Source organism: Phenylobacterium sp. (assembly GCF_030697925.1).
GTDB lineage: Bacteria > Pseudomonadota > Alphaproteobacteria > Caulobacterales > Caulobacteraceae > Phenylobacterium.
In genome coordinates this window covers 100,273-116,221 of sequence record NZ_JAUYOJ010000080.1, presented here as the reverse complement: position 1 = coordinate 116,221, position 15,949 = coordinate 100,273, and the positions used below count along the sequence as shown (strand labels likewise).

Sequence of the window (15,949 nt, the reverse complement as noted above, 5' to 3'; positions counted from 1 at the left end):
TCGGCCGAACCGGAGATCGCCATGACCGTCGCCACCGCCCTCGCCCCCGTCGCCACCGCCCTCGACCGCCTGCCTCTGCCGCCCTGCGCCAAGCTGCTGGGCTGGCATGTGCTGGACGCCCGTCCCGCCGACGGGTGGATCCGCATGGGGTTCGAGGGGCGGCCGGAGTTCCTCAACCCCGCGGGCTTCATCCAGGGCGGCTTCCTGGCCGCGATGCTCGACGACACCATGGGCCCGGCGGTCTTCGCCCACACAGACGGAGCCCTCTACACCGCCACGATCGGCATGAGCGTGACCTACCTGAAGCCGGCCGTCGCCGGCCCGCTGTTCGGCGAGGGCCAGGTGGTGCAACTGGGCAAGACGGTGGGCTTCGTGGAGGCCACCCTGATGGACGGCGCCGGCGCGCTCATCGCCCGCGCCACCGCCAGCGTGCGGCTCGTGCCCAGCGAGAAGGCGCTTTAGTCGCGCGCCAAGCGACCAGAACGCCTCACCTGACAACCAGCCGGCGAATTCTTCGCCTATCTGGTGTTCTTCAGGCGAAGACCTGTCGATGACTTGGAGTTCTCCAACATCGGCATGTCTCCACGAGCATCTCGGCGATTCGACAACCTTGAATGTCTATTAAGAAATGGTTAAGGTTCTCATTAAGACTGCGCTGCCTGGCGGCGCTTGGGGGACTAACATTATGGACTTCAAGTCGAATTCCCGTGCGCTTGCCGTCGCCGCGACCCTCGCCGCCTCGGCCGCCGCGGTCTCGCCCGCCACCGCCGGCGTCGTGGTGTTCAGCAATGTCAGCGCCGCCTGGAGCGATCCGACCCCAGGCTCGGGCATCACCATCGCCAACGGCTCGCCGACCTCGACGGCCAGCTGGGGGACGCCGGCGCTCGGGACCAAGCAAAGCAGCTACACCTTCACAGGCAACGGCGTGGTGACCGACGACCTGGTCAGCGGTGGCAGCGACGGCCCGTTTCAGCTGGGCGAGTTCCAGCACAACAACTGGCCGATCACCGGCACGTCGCTCACCTCGATCAAGCTGCTGTTCACGACTGACGTCTCGGTCGACGGCAACGATGTCGGGGCGCAGACCTTCGAGTTCACCTTCCACCACGACGAGACGCCGAACAACGGCACGAACGGCGCCTGCAAGTACGGCGGAACGCCGGGGTCGGGCATCAACACCTACGGCTGCGCCGACCAGGTGAGCGTCGAGTCCAACTCGCTGCAGAACATGTTCACGTTCGGCAAGGACACCTACACCCTTGAGATCGCCGGCTTCTTCTCCGGCGGCGCCCTGACCGAGACCTTCCTGACCAAGGAAGGCAAGGTCGAGGAGGTCACCAGCTATTACTGGCACCACGGAAGGAAGAAGAAAAAGACGGAGCTGGTCTACACCTCCTATCCCAACAAGGCCTACGTCATGGGCACAGTCCACATGATCACCTCGGCCATTCCCGAGCCTTCGACCTGGGCGATGATGATCGTCGGCTTCGGCGGGGTGGGCTCCATGCTCCGCGCCAACCGTCGCCGGCTGGTGCCCGGCCTCGCCTAGGGGCGCCGACCCTCGAGGCGCTTGAACGCCGCCGTTCGCGAGATCGGCGGCGTTTCTCGTTTCAGGGTCAACCGGGCCGCCCGATGCGCTTAATTTCCCATTCCAGCTCGATCCCCAGCTTGGCCTTTACATCGGCCCGCACGGCCTCGCCCAGACCTTCCAGGTCGGCGGCGGTCGCCTCGCCGGCGTTGATCAGGAAGTTGGCGTGCAGCGGCGAGAACATCGCACCGCCATAGGCCTTGCCGCGCCAGCCGGCGGCGTCCACCAGCTTCCAGGACGACTGGCCGGGTGGGTTCTTGAAGGTCGAGCCGCCGGTCTTCTCGCGGATCGGCTGGGTGGTCTCGCGCCGGGAGGTGATCTCGGCCATCCGCGCCTCGACGGCGGCGGGATCGTCGGGCCAGGCCTGGAAGACGGCCTCGATCCAGATCATGCCGGGCGGGGCCTGACTGTGGCGATAGGTGTAGCCGAAATCTTCCAGCAGGAAGTCGCGCCTCTGGCCCGAGCGGTCATAGCCCCAGGCCGAGACCAGCACGTCCCTGGTCTCGGCGCCGTAGCAGCCGGCGTTCATGGTCAGGGCGCCGCCGATGGAGCCGGGGATGCCGGCGTAGAACTCCAGTCCCGCCAGGCCGGCCTTGCCCGCGGCCCGCGCCACGGCAGAGTCCAGGGCGGCGGCGCCGACCGTGATGCGATGCTCGGCCGCCGAAACCTCCACGCCCGCGAAGGCCCGGCCCGCCAGGCGGATGACCACGCCCTCAACCCCGCCGTCACGGACGATGACGTTCGACCCGACGCCCAGGACGGCCACCGGAACGCCCGACGGCAGTTCCCGAAGGAAGGCGGCCAGGTCCGCGTGGTCGGCCGGCAGGAACAGCACCTCGGCCGGTCCGCCGACCCGGAACCAGGTGAACGGGCCGAGCGGCTCGTCGCGCAGCAGCTTCCCGCGCACCGCCGGCAGGGCGTCGCGCCAGCTCACCTGGCCAGGGCCTCGAGCTGGCCCGGCAGGGCGTAGGCCCAGGTGGTGATGTCGCCGGCGCCCAGGCAGACCACGAGGTCGCCGTCCCGGGCTTCCTCGGCCACCATGCGGGCCAGGTCGGCCGGGCTCTCCAGGGCGAGCACCCGCCGATGGCCGAAGCGGCGCAGCCCCTCGACCAGGGCGTCGCGGCTGATCCCCTCGATGGGGCTCTCGCCGGCCGTATAGACGTCGGCGACGATCACCGTGTCGGCGTCGTTGAAGCAGCCGCAGAATTCGGCGAACAGGTCGTGCAGGCGCGAATAGCGGTGCGGCTGGACCACGGCGATCACCCGGCCCTCGGTCACCGCGCGGGCGGCCTTCAGCACCGAGGAGATCTCCACCGGGTGGTGGCCGTAGTCGTCGATCACGCGGACACCACCCGCAACGCCGGTGGTGGTGAAGCGCCGCTTCACCCCGCCGAAGCCGGCCAGGCCCTTGCGGATGTCCTCGCCCGACACCCCCAGCTCGCGGGCCACGGCGATGGCGCCCAGGGCGTTCAGGACATTGTGCTGGCCGGCCATCGGCAGGTGCAGGTTGTCCAGGCGGGTGACCTCCCCGTGCTGGGGCGCGAAGATCGCGTCGAACCGCGAGCCGTCGGGTCCCATGCTGATCTTCTCGGCGCGGACCTCGGCCTGGGGATTGGTTCCGTAGGCGACCAGCCGGCGGTTCACCACTCGGGCGGCCATGGCCTGGACCTCGGGATGGTCGGTGCAGACCGCCGTGAAGCCATAGAAGGGCACTCCCTCGACGAAGGTCTGGAAGGCCTTCTTGGCGGTGTCGAAGTCGCCGTAATAGTCCAGGTGCTCAGGATCGATATTGGTGACGATGCCGCAGGTCGAGCGCAGACGCAGGAAGGTGCCGTCACTCTCGTCGGCCTCCACGACCATCCAGTCGCCCTCGCCCACCTTGGCGTTGGCGCCATAGGCATTGATGATCCCGCCGTTGATCACCGTCGGGTCCAGGCCGCCAGCGTCGAGCAGCGCCGCGACGATCGAGGTGGTGGTGGTCTTGCCGTGGGTGCCGGCGATGGCCACGGAGAACTGGTGGCGGGTCAGTTCGGCCAGCATCTCGCCGCGATGGACCAGCGGCAGGCGCTGCTCGCGCGCGGCGACCATCTCGGGATTGTCGGCCTTGATGGCGGTCGAATAGACGATGGCCGAGGCGCCTTCAACATTGGCCGGGTCCTGGCCGATGAACACCTTGGCGCCCAGCTTCTGCAGCCGCTCGGTGTTGGGGCCGGCCTTGGCGTCGGAGCCCTGCACCGTATAGCCGATGCGCAGCATGATCTCGGCGATGCCGCTCATGCCGATGCCGCCGATGCCGATGAAATGGACGGGGCCGAGGGCGAAAGGGACGGGACGCTTGTTCATCGTTTGGCGGCGGTCTTCTCGACGAGGTCGGCCAGCCGTTCGGCGGCGTCGGGTTTGGCGATCGAGCGCGAACCCGCGGCCATGCGGACCAGGCGCTCGGGATTGGTCAGCAGCTTTTCCAGCGCGGTCGCCATGACATCGATCGTGAGCTGGCTCTCGCGGCAGACCTCGGCGCCCCCGGCCTCGACCAGCACCCGGGCGTTCTGGCCCTGGTCGTCGTCCAGCGCGATGGCAAGCGGGATGAGAATGGCGGGCTTGCCGGCCACGGCGAACTCGCAGACCGAGCCCGCCCCCGAGCGGCCGATCACCAGGTGGGCGTCACGCAGCCGTCCCGCCATGTCGCGGAAGAACGGCGCGATCTCGGCGACCACCATGGCGTCCGCATAGATCTGGCGGGCGATCTCCATGGATTCCGGCCGGGTCTGCTGCTGCACCGTCAGGCGTTGGCGCAGGCTCTCAGGCAGCTTGCGGATCGCCTCCGGCAGCAATTCGGACAGCAGCCGCGCGCCCTGGCTGCCGCCGGTGATCAGGATGCGGATCGGGCCGTCCGCCTCGGGGGCGACATAAGGCAGCTCAGCCAGGGCGCGGATCTCCGGACGCACGGGATTTCCAACCACCACGGCGCTCCTGGCCACCTTCTCCGGCGCCTTCTGCAGCATCGGGAAGGCGCAGGCCACGGCCCGGACATAGCCCGCCAGCTGGCGGTTGGCCCGGCCCATGACCGCGTTCTGTTCGTGGATCACCGTCGGCCGGCCCTGGGTGATCCCGGCCAGCAGGCCCGGAACCGAGGGATAGCCGCCGAAGCCCACCACCACGTCGGGATCGATCCGGGCGAAGGCCTTGCGCGCCTGCATCACGCCGCGGACGATCGAGACGCCGGCCAGGGCCATGCCCACCGGATCGCGCGGCTTGTAGGTCCGGGCCGACAGCCCGATGCGCTCCTCGGCCGGGAAGCTCCCGGCGAAGGCCGCGACGCGTTCGTCGCTGGCGAGCACGATCCGCCAGCCGCGCGCGATCAGCGCCTCGGCAAGGGCCTGGGCGGGAAACAGATGGCCCCCGGTGCCCCCGGCGGCGACGACGGCGATCTTTGCCATGGCCAGCGTTTAGGCGAAGGCGCCGGCCTTGGCGAGGCCCTCGGTCTGGGAATAGGCGCCCGGGCGGCGACGGGTGAGCGCCAAGGCCATGCCCAGGGTCAGGCTGATGGCCATGATGGACGACCCGCCGCTGGAGATGAACGGCAAGGTCATGCCCTTGGTCGGGATCATGTTGAGGTTCACCGCGATGTTGATGAAGGCCTGCTGGCCCACCAGCACGAACAGCCCCGCGGCCGCCACCTGCTCGAAGGGATCCGACAGCTTCATCGACTTGTAGAGCCCGCGCACCACGATGAAGGCGAAGATCGAGATCAGCAACAGGGAGAAGATCAGGCCGTACTCCTCGGCCGCCACGGAATAGATGAAGTCGGTGTGGGCGTCGGGGATGTTGCGCTTCAGCACCCCTTCGCCGGGACCGCGTCCGAACAGACCGCCGCCGGCGATGGCCTCGGCCGCCCGGTCCACCTGGAAGGTGTCGGCGCGCTCAGGGCTCAGGAAGCGGTCGACCCGGCTGGCCACGTGCGGGAACAGGAAATAGGTCGAGGAGAGGCCCACCACCGCCACCCCGCCCAGCAGCATCACCCAGGAAAGCGGCACGCCCGCCATCCAGAAGGCCGCGCCGAAGGCCACGGTGATCAGCACGGTCTGGCCGACGTCCGGCTGGATCAGCAGCAGGCCCACCGACAGGAAATAGAGCCCGAAGGCGATGGAGACGCCGGGCACCCCCTGCCCCTTCTGCCCCTCGGAGAACATCCAGGAGACCAGCACGATCAGGGCCGGCTTCATGAATTCCGACGGCTGCAGGGTGAAACCCGCGAAGCTGATCCACCGGGTCGCGCCCTTGGCGCTATGGCCCATGAACGGCAGGGCGATCATCACGGCGATGGCGATCAGGTAGATGAAGAAGGCCGCGCGCCTGACCCCTCGCCCGTCCAGCATCGAGGCCGAGACCAGGATGGCCGCGCCGGCCACGGCGAAGACGCACTGGCGCACGGCGAAATGGAACGGGTCGCCGATGTTGAGGCGCGCCGCCGCCGCCGGGCTGGCGGCGAAGGACATCAAGACGCCGGTGGCGATCAGGGCCGCGACGGCGCCCAGCATCCAGTGATCGGTGGTCCACCACCACACGCCCATCTGCGACCTGTCGCTGCGGGCGAAGGCATGGGCTTGGGTGGGTTTCATCGCGGGTCCATCGAAGCGGTTCGCATGTGGGCTTCCGTGTTCTGCAGAAGACCTGCCCATGGTTAAATCTTCTTGACCGGGCCGGTGCGGCCTAGGCGCGCGCGCCTTTGGCCGCGGGCTGGCTCAGGCCCATGACCGCGCCCCGGAACGCCTCGCCGCGGGCCTCGAAGTCGGCGAATTGGTCGAAAGAGGCGCAGGCCGGCGACAGCAGGACGATGGCGTCCTGGCCGGTGGCCGCGGCGTCGGCATAGGCCGCGGCGACAGCGGCCTCGATCGTCCCGCACTCGGCGACCTGGGCCTTGCCCTTCAGGGTCTTGGCGAAGGCGGCCTGGGCGTCGCCGACCAGATAGGCCTTCTCGATGCGCGGGAAGAGGTCGGCCAGCGAGTCGATACCGCCGGTCTTCGGCTCGCCGCCGGCGATCCAGTAGAACTTGGGATAGCTGGACATGGCCTGGCGGGCCGCGTCGGTATTGGTGGCCTTGCTGTCGTTGACGAAGCGCACGCGGCCGACCTGACCAACGGTCTCCATCCGGTGCGCCAGGCCCGGGAAGGTCATCAGCCCCTCGGCCGCTTCCTGCGGCGAGACGCCCAGGCCGCGCACGGCGGCGTATGCGGCCGCGGCGTTCTGCCAGTTGTGCCGTCCCGGCAGGGAGCGGGCCCGCAGCAGGTCAGCGATCTCGGTCGCCCGCTCGCCGGTGGCGTCATAGAGCAGGCCCTGCAGCACATAGGCGCCGCGGCCCATGGCCTTGGAGGCCGAGATCGGCACGATGGTCCGGCGGTTGGCGGCGGTGATCTCGGTGCAGATCCGCTGGCCCCAGGGATCGTCCACCCCGATGACGGCCGTGTCGCCCTTGCCCTGGTTCAGCAGCACGCGGCGCTTGGCGGCCACATAGCCCTCCATGCCGCCGTGCCGTTCCAGGTGGTCGGGCGAGATGTTCAGCAGCACCGAGACGTCGGGCTTCAGGCTGTGGGTCAGGTCGAGCTGGTAAGAGCTCATCTCCAACACGTAGACAGCGCCGCCGTGCATGTCGTCCAGGCCCAGGACGCCCACGCCGATATTGCCGCCAATGCGGGTGTCGCGGCCGGCGCTGGCGCAGATATGGCCGATCAGGGCCGTGGTGGTCGACTTGCCGTTGGTGCCGGTGATGGCGACGATCTTCGGACGCTTGTGCTCGGGCGCGGCGTTCACGGCGCGGGCGAACAGCTCCATGTCGCCGACGATCTCGACTCCAGCGGCCTTGGCGCGCTCCACCGTCCAGTGCGGGGCAGGATGGGTCAGCGGCACGCCCGGCGACAGCATCAGGGCGGCGAACTGCGACCAGTCGGCGGTGGTGAGGTCCAGCAGCGGCAGACCCAGGGCCTGCGCCGCCGCACGGCCTTCCGGGCGTTCGTCCCACAGGGCCACCTTGGCCCCGCCGGCCAGCAGGGCTTGCGCCGCGGTCAGACCCGTGCGCGCCAAACCGAAAACGGCGACCGTCCTGCCTTCGAAGCCACGGACCGGGATCATGACTGTGCGAGCCCTCCCCTACCGCAGCTTCAAGGTGGCGAGACCCAGCAGGGCCAGCATCATCGAGATGATCCAAAAGCGGATCACCACGGTGGACTCCGACCAGCCGAGCTTCTCGAAATGGTGGTGGATCGGCGCCATGAGGAAGACCCGCTTGCCGGTCATCCGGAAGTAGGCGACCTGGATCATCACCGACAGCGTCTCCAGCACGAAGAGCCCGCCGATCAGGCCCAGCACGATCTCGTGCTTGGTGGCCACGGCCACCGCGCCGATGCCGCCGCCCAGCGCCAGGGAGCCGGTGTCGCCCATGAATATCTTGGCCGGCGGGGCGTTGTACCAGAGGAAGCCCAGGCCGGCGCCGATCATGGCCCCGCAATAGACCGCCGCCTCGCCCACGCCGGGGACGAAGTGCAGCTGCAGGTACTGGGAGAAGACATAGTTGCCGACCAGGTAGGCGATCAGGCCGAAGGCGGCCGCGGCGATCATCACCGGCACGATGGCCAGGCCGTCGAGGCCGTCGGTGAAGTTCACCCCATTGCCGCCGCCGACGATGATGAAGGCCCCGAAGGCCAGGTAGAACCAGCCCAGGTCGACCACCAGCTGCTTGAACACCGGGAAGGCGATCGAGGTCGAAAGGTTCGGGGATTCCGGCGGGTTGGACCCAAACAGGATGATCATTGTGATCGCCGCCACGGCGATCAGGATCTCGAGGATCAGCCGCAGGCGACCGGACACCCCCTCAGTGGTCTGCTTGGCGACCTTGGCATAGTCGTCGAGGAAGCCCAGCGTGCCGTATCCCGCCGTCACCAGCAGCACGGCCCAGATGTAGACATTGCTGAGGTCGGCCCACAGCAGGGTGCCGACCAGCAGTCCGGCCAGGATCATCACCCCGCCCATGGTGGGCGTGCCGGCCTTCTCGATCACGTGGCGCTCGATGCCCTCCTTGCGGATCGGCTGGCCCTTGCCCTGCTTGATCTGCATGAAACGGATGAAGCGCGAGCCGAGCAGCACGACCACGAGCTGCGCCGTGAACAGCGCCATGCCCGTGCGGAAGGTCAGGTATTTCAGCAGGTTGAGGACAGGGATATGCCCACCGGCCGAGAGCTGCTCATACAGCCAATAGAGCATCAGCCCGCCTCCCCGGAACGCGCGTCGAGCAGCGTCAGCGCGGCGGTCACCGCACCGGCTTTCGAGCCGTTCGAACCCTTGACCATCACAAGGTCGCCAGGCTCTGCGGCCTGGGCGACCAGCGGCCCAAGCTCGGCCGCTGTCTCGGCGTAGCCCCCGCGCCGAGTCGACGGAAGGGCGTCCCACAGCGATTTCATCAGGGGGCCTGCGCAAAAGACCAGGTCGACCCTGGCGCTCGCTAGCGGTTCGGCCAGCCCCGCGTGGAATGCGGGGCCTTCGGCGCCCAATTCCAGCATGTCGGTGAGCGCGACGATCCGCCGCCCCGCGGGCTTGCGCGCGCCCAGCGAGGCGAAGGCCGCGGCCATGGAGATCGGATTGGCGTTGTAGCTCTCGTCGATCAAGGTGAAGGCGCCGGCCGGCAGCCGGATCTGACGTTCCGCCCCGCGGCCGGCCAGGGGCTCGAAGCTGCCCAACGCCGCCAGGCTGTCGCCCAGGTCGACGTCCAGCGCCTCCAGCATCAGCAGCACGGCCATGCTGTTGGGGCCCCAGTGGAAGCCGGTCTGCAGGATCGGGAAGTCGAGCGCCTTGCCGTGCAGGCGAGCCTGGACCATCGCGTGACCGGATTGGGGCTGGAAGTCGATCAGCCGCGCGTCGCAGGCCTCGCCGGAGCCGAAGCTGCGGACCTCCGCCCCGGCCTTGCGGGCCTCGGCGCTCAAGAGCTCGAACCACTTGTTGTCGGCGTTCAGCACCGCCACGCCGCCCGGCTCGATGCCGGCGAAGATCTCGGCCTTAGCGCGGGCCACGCCCGCCTCGCCGTCCGGGAAGTTCTCCACATGCACGGGGCCCACCGTGGTGATCGCCACGGCGTGGGGTCGGACGAAGCGCGATAGCGGCGCGATCTCGCCCTCGTGGTTCATGCCGATCTCGAACACTGCGCGCTCGGTGTCGCGCGGCATCCGCGCCAGGGTCAGCGGAACGCCGATATGGTTGTTGTAGCTCTTGACCGACGAATGGCCCTTGCCTGCCAGCATCAGTCCGGCCCGGACGGCCTGGGCGACGCTGGTCTTACCGACCGAACCGGTGACCGCGCCGCGCCGCGCCCGAGGCGCTCGATCGCGAGCTGCTTCCCCCAGTTTTTCCAATGCCTTGAAGGTATCTTCCACCATCACGGCCGAGCCTTCGATCGGCCGAGACGCCAGCGAGCCCGTGGCCCCGGCCGCCAGGGCCTGGCTGACGAACTCGTGGCCGTCGCGCACCCCGGCCAGGGCGACGAACAGGTCGCCGGTCTCGATGGAGCGGGTGTCGATGGAGACCCCGTGCACGGCGAAGTCGTCGCCGGTAACCTTACCGTCGACGGCCTTGGCGATCTCCTCGGCGGTCCAGAGCGGCTCAGCCATGGACAGGCTCCAGGGCGGTGGCGACCTCGGTCACGTCGTCGAAGGGATGGACCACGCCGGCGATGGTCTGGCCCTGCTCGTGGCCCTTGCCGGCCACCACCAGGACATCGCCCTTGGCCATCAGGGCGACGGCGGCCTGGATGGCCTTGCGGCGGTCGCCGATCTCCCTGGCGCCAGGGGCGCCGGCCAGGACCTGGGCCCGGATCTCGGCCGGGGCCTCGCTGCGCGGATTGTCGTCGGTGACGATGGCGATGTCGGCATGGTTGGCCGCCGCCGCGCCCATCAGCGGGCGCTTGGCCTTGTCGCGGTCGCCGCCGGCGCCGAACACCACGATCAGCCGGCCCTCAACGTGCGGCCGCAGGGCCTGGAGCACCGTCTCCAGCCCGTCAGGGGTATGGGCATAGTCCACATAGGCCTCGCCGCCGCGCAGCCCCGCCCCGACGTGCTGCAGCCGGCCCGGCGCGCCTTCCAGGGTCTCCAGCGCGGCCATCACCGTCGCTGGGTCCTCGCCCGCGGCGATGCACAAGCCCGCGGCCACCAGGACATTGGACGCCTGATAACCGCCGACCAGCGGCAGTCGCACGTCGTAGATCCTGTCCTTGAAGCCGATCTTCAGCGCCTGGCCCTCGGGGGTCGGCGTCCGGGCCAGCAGGACCAGGCCCTGCCCCGCCGCCCCGACCGACATGACGGTCTGGCCCGAGGTGACCGCGGCGCTGGCGAAGGCCTCGTAGGCGTCGGAGTCGCTGTTCAGGACAGCGGTGCGTCCGCGCGGCAGCAGGGCGTTGAACAGCCGCAGCTTGGCCTCGCGATAGACGCCCATGGTGCCGTGATAGTCGAGGTGGTCCTGGGTCAGGTTCAGGAATCCCGCGGCCGTCAGCTCGGCCCCGTCGAGGCGACGCTGGTCCACCCCGTGCGAGGAGGCCTCCAGCGCCAGGTGGGTCACGCCCAGGCCGGCGAGCCTGGCCATCAGCTCGGCCACGTCGGCCGCGTCGGGGGTGGTCAGGCCGGGCGGAGTCAGCTGCACGTCCAGGCTCGGGCCCGTGGCGCGAACGCCAAGCGTGCCCATGCTGGCGGCCTTGCGGCCCGCGCGGTTGAAGATCTGGCGGCAGAAGGCGGCGACCGAGGTCTTGCCGTTGGTGCCCGTCACCGCCACCACCACGGGCGGCTGCGCGCCCCAGAAGGCGCGGGCGGCCAGCGCATAGGCACGGCGCGGATCGGCGACGACGATCACCGGAACGCCGAGGCCTGGAATGTCCTCGCCGGAGATCACCGCCACGGCGCCGCCCGCCACGGCCTTGGCCGCGAACTCGCGCCCGTCGACCTTCGAGCCTGGCAGGGCCGCGAACAGGAAGCCCGGACGCACCTTGCGGCTGTCGGCGGTGACGCCCTCGATCGCCGGATCTTCGGCGAGATCTCGGGCTACCAAGTCTGAGAGACGCCGGCTCATCAGTGCTCGCTCTCGATCGGCACCACGGCCTCGGCCGGCGTCGTTCCCACCACCTCGGGGCGGCGGTCGACGCCCAGGAACGGTCCGATGCGGTCGATCACCCGGCCCGCCGCCGGAGCGGCCGTCCAGCCGCCGGTGGCAAAGCCGTAGGTCTCCGACGTGCCCTTGGGTTCGTCCATGAGGATCAGCACGAAATAGCGGTCGGCGTCCAGCGGGCCGTCGGTGGGAAACACCGCCGCGAAGGACGAGACGAGGATGTTGTTCGAGTAGCGCCCGCCGATCACCTTGTTGGCCGAACCCGTCTTACCGCCCACCCGCATGCCTGGCGCATTGGCCTTGCCGCCGGTGCCGCGCACCACGTTGACCCGCATCAGGTCCAGCATGGCGCGGGAGGTCTCCTCGGAGACCGCGCGCGCGCCCTTTGGCCGGAAGCCGGGCTTCACCGGCCGGATGGTCAGCGGCACATAGGTCCCGCCATTGAGGACCGAGCCCATGCCTGCGGCCACGGCCAGCGGCGAGACCGATATCGCGTGGCCGAACGAGGTCGAGGCCACATCATTGTCGTCCCAGCGGCGCGGCACGATCGGCTTGGCGCTCTCGCGCAGCTCTACCGGCGCGGCCGTGGTCAGGCCGAAAGCCTTGTAATATTTCTGCACCGTGCCGGAGCCGGCTTGCAGGGCCAGCTTGGTGGTGCCGATGTTGGACGAGTGGATGAAGATGTCTGACACTGACATCACCTTGTTCTCGGCGTGGTAGTCGCGGATCGTCCGGCCGTTCATGGTCAGCGGCGCGCGCGCGTCGAAGGTCGAGGCCAGGGTCGCGGTCCCGGAATCCAGGCCCAGCGCCACGGTGAACACCTTGAAGGTGGAGCCCATCTCGTAGACCGAGGCCGCGGCCCGGTTCGTCAGGGCGTCCGGCGAGCTCTTCCCCGCCTGGTTGGGATCGAAGGTCGGATAGCTCGCCACGCCTAGGATCTCGCCGGTGTGGACGTTGGTGACGATGCCGACGGCGCCCTTCACCTGATGCAGCGTGGCGGCCTTGTAGAGCTCGTCCTCGAGGGCGGCCTGGACCCGCAGGTCGATGGACAGGGCCACCGGCGCACCCGCGGCGGCGTTCTGGTGGGCGAGGTCGTTCAGCGCCCGCTCGGCGCCGGCCAGCCCGACCCCGCCGGTGTCGGCGAAGCCGATCAGGTGCGCCGCGGTCTGGCCCAGGGGATAAACCCGGCGCTCCTCGCGTTCGAAGGTGACCCCCGGCAGGCCGAGCGCATGGACCCTGGCCCGGGACTCAGGCGTCAGCCCGCCCAGCACGAAGGTGCGGCGCTGGCCGTTGAGCGCCCTGTTCAGCCGCGCGGGGGTGAGCGAGGGGATGGAGCCGAGCAAGGCGCGACGGACCTCGCCCTTGTCCCAGATCTCCTGCGGATCGATGTAGAGCCCGTAGTGCAGTAGGTCGGCGGCCAGCATGGCGCCGTTGCGGTCCACCAGGTCGGCCCGCGCCGAACCGACCGCCGCCGCGCCGCCATCGCCGCGTCCGAGGTTGGAGAACACCGCGGAGTTGGTGGCGCCGATGGCCAGCGTCAGAAAGCTGGCCGAGAACAGGGCCAGGACGAAGAAGATGCGGATGCGGGTGTCGTCCTCTGCCTTGCCCGCCGCCTTGGCGCGCTCGAAGGCATGCTCCAGGCCCCAGACCTGGGCCTTCAGCCAGCGCCAGCCCGGCGGCTGGAAGGACGGATGGGCCATGGTCATTGCTGCACGCCCGGGATGCTGACGCGCGCAACCTGGGTCAGCGGCTTGGCGGCCGGTTCGACCGGGGCGGCGACCTCGACCTTGGGAGGCTCGGCCGCACGCTTGGCGGTCGCGGCCTTGAGCTGGGCGGCGAGCATGACGTCGCCCAGGGTCTCGGGGGTGATCTCGTTCTTGGCCGCCATCGGCGCCATGCCCAGGTGGGCGGCCGAGAGCTGCTCGATCCGCGAGGGCTGCTCCAGGTGGGCGACCTCGGCCTGCAGCAGGCGGATGCGGTCGCGCTCGGCCTCGATCTGCTTCTCCACCGTGGCGATCTCGGTCCGCTCGCCCCCGGCGATGGTCTTGGCCAGGTAGACCGACAGGATGATCGCCACCAGCAGGCCCGCGGCGACCACGTCGACCAGTCGGAATCCCCTGATCTTACGGCTGAAAACACTCATGCGGCTTCCCTCCAGACCGGGGCCTCGGTGCGCACGGCCGCGCGCAGCTTGGCCGAGCGGGCGCGCGGATTGGCCCGGACCTCGTCGTCGGACGGGGCGTGGGCGCCATTGAACAGCAGGTTGAAACTGGGCTGACCCTTGGCCTCCACCGGGGGCGCGTGGCGCGAGCCGCCAGGGGTCTTGCCGGCGCGGACGGTGAAGAAGGCCTTCACGATCCGGTCCTCCAGCGAGTGGAAGGTGACCACCGCCAGCCGGCCACCGGCCTTCAGCACATGCTCGGCGGCCACCAGGCCTGCCTCCAGCTCGGCCAGTTCGTCATTGACCGCGATCCGCAGGCCCTGGAAGGCGCGGGTCGCTGGATGCACCTTGGCACCGCGACGGCCGCCCAGGGCGCGCTCGATGTGCTCGGCCAGGTCCAGGGTGCGGGTGAAGGGTTCGGTCTCGCGCCGCCGCACGATGGCCCGGGCGATCCGTCGGGACTCGCGCTCCTCGCCATAGACCCAGAAAATCCGCGCCAGCTCGGCCGGCTCGGCGGTGTTGACCAGGTCGGCGGCCGTCGGACCGTCAGCGCCCATGCGCATGTCCAGCGGGCCGTCGCGCATGAACGAGAAGCCGCGCTCGGCCTCGTCGATCTGCATGGAGGAGACGCCGAGATCGAGAGCCACGCCGTCGACGGCGGCCTCGCCAAGTTCCTCGTCCATCTCCGAGAAGCAGGCCTCGATCAGCCGGAACCGGTCGCCCAGACCCTCGGCGAAGCGCGCGGCGCTGGGGTCGCGGTCGAAGGCCGTCACCTGGGCGCCGGTGGCCAGCAGGGCGCGGGAATAGCCTCCGGCCCCGAAGGTGCCGTCGACGATCAGCTTGCCGGGGCCGGGCTCCAGGGCCGCGACGACTTCATCGAGCAGGACCGAGACATGGGGGGCGTCGTCCAAGTCAGGCCACCCCCAGCTTGGCGGCGCGCTGCTGGGCGCGGAGCTGGGCCAGGCCCTCGCGGGCCAGTTCGCGCTGGGCGGCGCGATAGCCTTGGAAGGCCTCCCGCTCCCAGATCTGGAACCGGTCCCCGAGGCCCACCAGGACAACCTCGTCGGTGAGACCGAACATGTCGCAGAGCTGTTCGGGCAGGGTGATGCGACCGGCGGTGTCGAAGCTCATCTTCGCCTGGCCGCCCAGGACGGAGAATTCCAGCGCCGAGCGCGTTGGGTCGCCGAACGGCATCTCTTCGATCAGCGACAGGTAGCGGTCGAACAAGGCTTTCCCGCCGCCCTCGATGCAATCGGCTTCAATGGATGGAAAGCAGATGATTCCGTCGAAGGGGCCAGAGACCAGGGCGCGAAACTCCTGCGGCACAACGATGCGCCGCTTGGCGTCCAATTGTTTCTCGAATGTCGAGAGAAACATCCCGCCGAAACCCCAATCGGCGGCCCCGAATGGGCCGCCCCTCCCCGCCTTCGGATGGCTCACGCGCCCCGCCCCGCCGCGACGCGCCCCATACCTCAGCGGACGATGATTGGGTTAACATGGGATCAATTGGGAAACAATGACTCTAGGTGGTGATTTCACGCAAATTCAAAGATGTCGCACCGACTTATGGTTAATGCGCGTAAACAATTCACAGAACATACATCGAACGCGTTAAGTATAACCGGCGTTTTCGAAGCACCGTGGACGGATGAAGGGATCAGACGGCCTATAAGCCGGGTTCTGTGCCGCCGGCGAACCGGCGCGGCGATCATTCCTCTGGACCGTCCCTCGCGGGACGGTTCTCGCGACCTACCCGGACGCCTCGGACCTACGACAGTCCTGCCCATGCGAGATGGGCGCAGCGTCCCTATTCGGTCTTGCTCCTGGCGGGGCTTGCCATGCCGGTCCTGTCACCAGGCCCGCGGTGGGCTCTTACCCCACCCTTTCACCCTTACCCGGACCGAGGTCCGGGCGGTTTGCTTTCTGTGGCGCTATCCCTGAGGTCGCCCTCGGCGGGCGTTACCCGCCGCCATGTCGTTGTGGAGCCCGGACTTTCCTCGACGGCTTGCGCCGCCGCGACCGCCCGGCCGTCTGATCGCGGGGATAAGTGAGGGTTGCGGTGGCGG

General features: G+C 69.2%; 14 protein-coding genes and 1 other RNA gene. 2 read left to right on the top strand and 13 right to left on the bottom strand.

Features of this window, described 5'->3' with window-relative positions:
* Window positions 1-21: 21 nt before the first annotated feature.
* Both Q8Q88_RS07790 and Q8Q88_RS07785 read left to right on the top strand, forming a co-directional pair.
* Window positions 22-462, top strand: coding sequence for a PaaI family thioesterase (locus Q8Q88_RS07790; RefSeq protein ID WP_305674629.1), 441 nt, complete (start codon window positions 22-24; stop codon window positions 460-462).
* A 223-nt stretch (window positions 463-685) separates the two neighbouring features.
* Window positions 686-1,549, top strand: a complete 864-nt coding sequence (locus Q8Q88_RS07785; protein ID WP_305674628.1) for a THxN family PEP-CTERM protein — start codon at window positions 686-688, stop codon at window positions 1,547-1,549.
* Window positions 1,550-1,616: 67 nt separating this feature from the next.
* Here the strand turns inward: Q8Q88_RS07785 and murB are convergent, their stop codons facing one another.
* The 13 genes from murB to rnpB form a co-directional block, all read right to left on the bottom strand.
* Window positions 1,617-2,522, bottom strand: coding sequence for a UDP-N-acetylmuramate dehydrogenase (gene murB, locus Q8Q88_RS07780; RefSeq protein WP_305674627.1), 906 nt, complete (start codon window positions 2,520-2,522; stop codon window positions 1,617-1,619).
* A complete protein-coding gene (gene murC, locus Q8Q88_RS07775; protein ID WP_305674626.1) occupies window positions 2,519-3,931 on the bottom strand; it encodes a UDP-N-acetylmuramate--L-alanine ligase in 1,413 nt (470 codons plus the stop codon). Before murC ends, murB begins: the two co-directional genes overlap by 4 nt.
* A complete protein-coding gene (murG, locus tag Q8Q88_RS07770; RefSeq protein ID WP_305674625.1) occupies window positions 3,928-5,025 on the bottom strand; it encodes an undecaprenyldiphospho-muramoylpentapeptide beta-N-acetylglucosaminyltransferase in 1,098 nt (365 codons plus the stop codon). The genes murC and murG overlap by 4 nt, the downstream gene beginning before the upstream one ends.
* A 9-nt stretch (window positions 5,026-5,034) precedes the next feature.
* Entirely contained in the window at window positions 5,035-6,207 is a 1,173-nt protein-coding gene (gene ftsW, locus Q8Q88_RS07765) for a putative lipid II flippase FtsW (RefSeq protein WP_305674624.1), read from the bottom strand.
* A 91-nt stretch (window positions 6,208-6,298) separates the two neighbouring features.
* A complete protein-coding gene (murD, locus tag Q8Q88_RS07760) occupies window positions 6,299-7,714 on the bottom strand; it encodes a UDP-N-acetylmuramoyl-L-alanine--D-glutamate ligase (RefSeq protein ID WP_305674623.1) in 1,416 nt (471 codons plus the stop codon).
* An 18-nt stretch (window positions 7,715-7,732) separates the two neighbouring features.
* Window positions 7,733-8,842, bottom strand: a complete 1,110-nt coding sequence (gene mraY / locus Q8Q88_RS07755) for a phospho-N-acetylmuramoyl-pentapeptide-transferase (protein WP_305674622.1) — start codon at window positions 8,840-8,842, stop codon at window positions 7,733-7,735.
* Window positions 8,842-10,239, bottom strand: coding sequence for a UDP-N-acetylmuramoyl-tripeptide--D-alanyl-D-alanine ligase (murF, locus tag Q8Q88_RS07750; RefSeq protein ID WP_305674621.1), 1,398 nt, complete (start codon window positions 10,237-10,239; stop codon window positions 8,842-8,844). The genes mraY and murF overlap by 1 nt, the downstream gene beginning before the upstream one ends.
* A complete protein-coding gene (locus tag Q8Q88_RS07745) occupies window positions 10,232-11,686 on the bottom strand; it encodes a UDP-N-acetylmuramoyl-L-alanyl-D-glutamate--2,6-diaminopimelate ligase (protein ID WP_305674620.1) in 1,455 nt (484 codons plus the stop codon). The genes murF and Q8Q88_RS07745 overlap by 8 nt, the downstream gene beginning before the upstream one ends.
* Entirely contained in the window at window positions 11,686-13,428 is a 1,743-nt protein-coding gene (locus Q8Q88_RS07740) for a penicillin-binding protein 2 (RefSeq protein WP_305674619.1), read from the bottom strand. Before Q8Q88_RS07740 ends, Q8Q88_RS07745 begins: the two co-directional genes overlap by 1 nt.
* Window positions 13,425-13,865, bottom strand: coding sequence for a cell division protein (locus tag Q8Q88_RS07735; protein WP_305674618.1), 441 nt, complete (start codon window positions 13,863-13,865; stop codon window positions 13,425-13,427). Before Q8Q88_RS07735 ends, Q8Q88_RS07740 begins: the two co-directional genes overlap by 4 nt.
* A complete protein-coding gene (gene rsmH, locus Q8Q88_RS07730; protein ID WP_305674617.1) occupies window positions 13,862-14,794 on the bottom strand; it encodes a 16S rRNA (cytosine(1402)-N(4))-methyltransferase RsmH in 933 nt (310 codons plus the stop codon). Before rsmH ends, Q8Q88_RS07735 begins: the two co-directional genes overlap by 4 nt.
* A 1-nt stretch (window position 14,795) precedes the next feature.
* Complete coding sequence (locus Q8Q88_RS07725; RefSeq protein ID WP_305674616.1) at window positions 14,796-15,260, bottom strand: division/cell wall cluster transcriptional repressor MraZ; 465 nt, start codon at window positions 15,258-15,260, stop codon at window positions 14,796-14,798.
* A gap of 276 nt (window positions 15,261-15,536) precedes the next feature.
* Window positions 15,537-15,918, bottom strand: an RNA gene (gene rnpB, locus Q8Q88_RS07720) — RNase P RNA component class A.
* Between the last annotated feature and the right edge of the window lie 31 nt (window positions 15,919-15,949).

What these genes read in the sequence shown, in the direction of transcription:
- murG (WP_305674625.1), bottom strand. Translation starts at nt 5,025, where the DNA reads ATGGCAAAGATCGCCGTCGTCGCCGCCGGGGGCACCGGGGGCCATCTG.
- murF (WP_305674621.1), bottom strand. Translation starts at nt 10,239, where the DNA reads ATGGCTGAGCCGCTCTGGACCGCCGAGGAGATCGCCAAGGCCGTCGAC.
- Q8Q88_RS07785 (WP_305674628.1), top strand. Translation starts at nt 686, where the DNA reads ATGGACTTCAAGTCGAATTCCCGTGCGCTTGCCGTCGCCGCGACCCTC.
- murD (WP_305674623.1), bottom strand. Translation starts at nt 7,714, where the DNA reads ATGATCCCGGTCCGTGGCTTCGAAGGCAGGACGGTCGCCGTTTTCGGT.
- Q8Q88_RS07735 (WP_305674618.1), bottom strand. Translation starts at nt 13,865, where the DNA reads ATGAGTGTTTTCAGCCGTAAGATCAGGGGATTCCGACTGGTCGACGTG.
- Q8Q88_RS07790 (WP_305674629.1), top strand. Translation starts at nt 22, where the DNA reads ATGACCGTCGCCACCGCCCTCGCCCCCGTCGCCACCGCCCTCGACCGC.
- Q8Q88_RS07740 (WP_305674619.1), bottom strand. Translation starts at nt 13,428, where the DNA reads ATGACCATGGCCCATCCGTCCTTCCAGCCGCCGGGCTGGCGCTGGCTG.
- murC (WP_305674626.1), bottom strand. Translation starts at nt 3,931, where the DNA reads ATGAACAAGCGTCCCGTCCCTTTCGCCCTCGGCCCCGTCCATTTCATC.
- Q8Q88_RS07725 (WP_305674616.1), bottom strand. Translation starts at nt 15,260, where the DNA reads ATGTTTCTCTCGACATTCGAGAAACAATTGGACGCCAAGCGGCGCATC.
- mraY (WP_305674622.1), bottom strand. Translation starts at nt 8,842, where the DNA reads ATGCTCTATTGGCTGTATGAGCAGCTCTCGGCCGGTGGGCATATCCCT.
- Q8Q88_RS07745 (WP_305674620.1), bottom strand. Translation starts at nt 11,686, where the DNA reads ATGAGCCGGCGTCTCTCAGACTTGGTAGCCCGAGATCTCGCCGAAGAT.
- ftsW (WP_305674624.1), bottom strand. Translation starts at nt 6,207, where the DNA reads ATGAAACCCACCCAAGCCCATGCCTTCGCCCGCAGCGACAGGTCGCAG.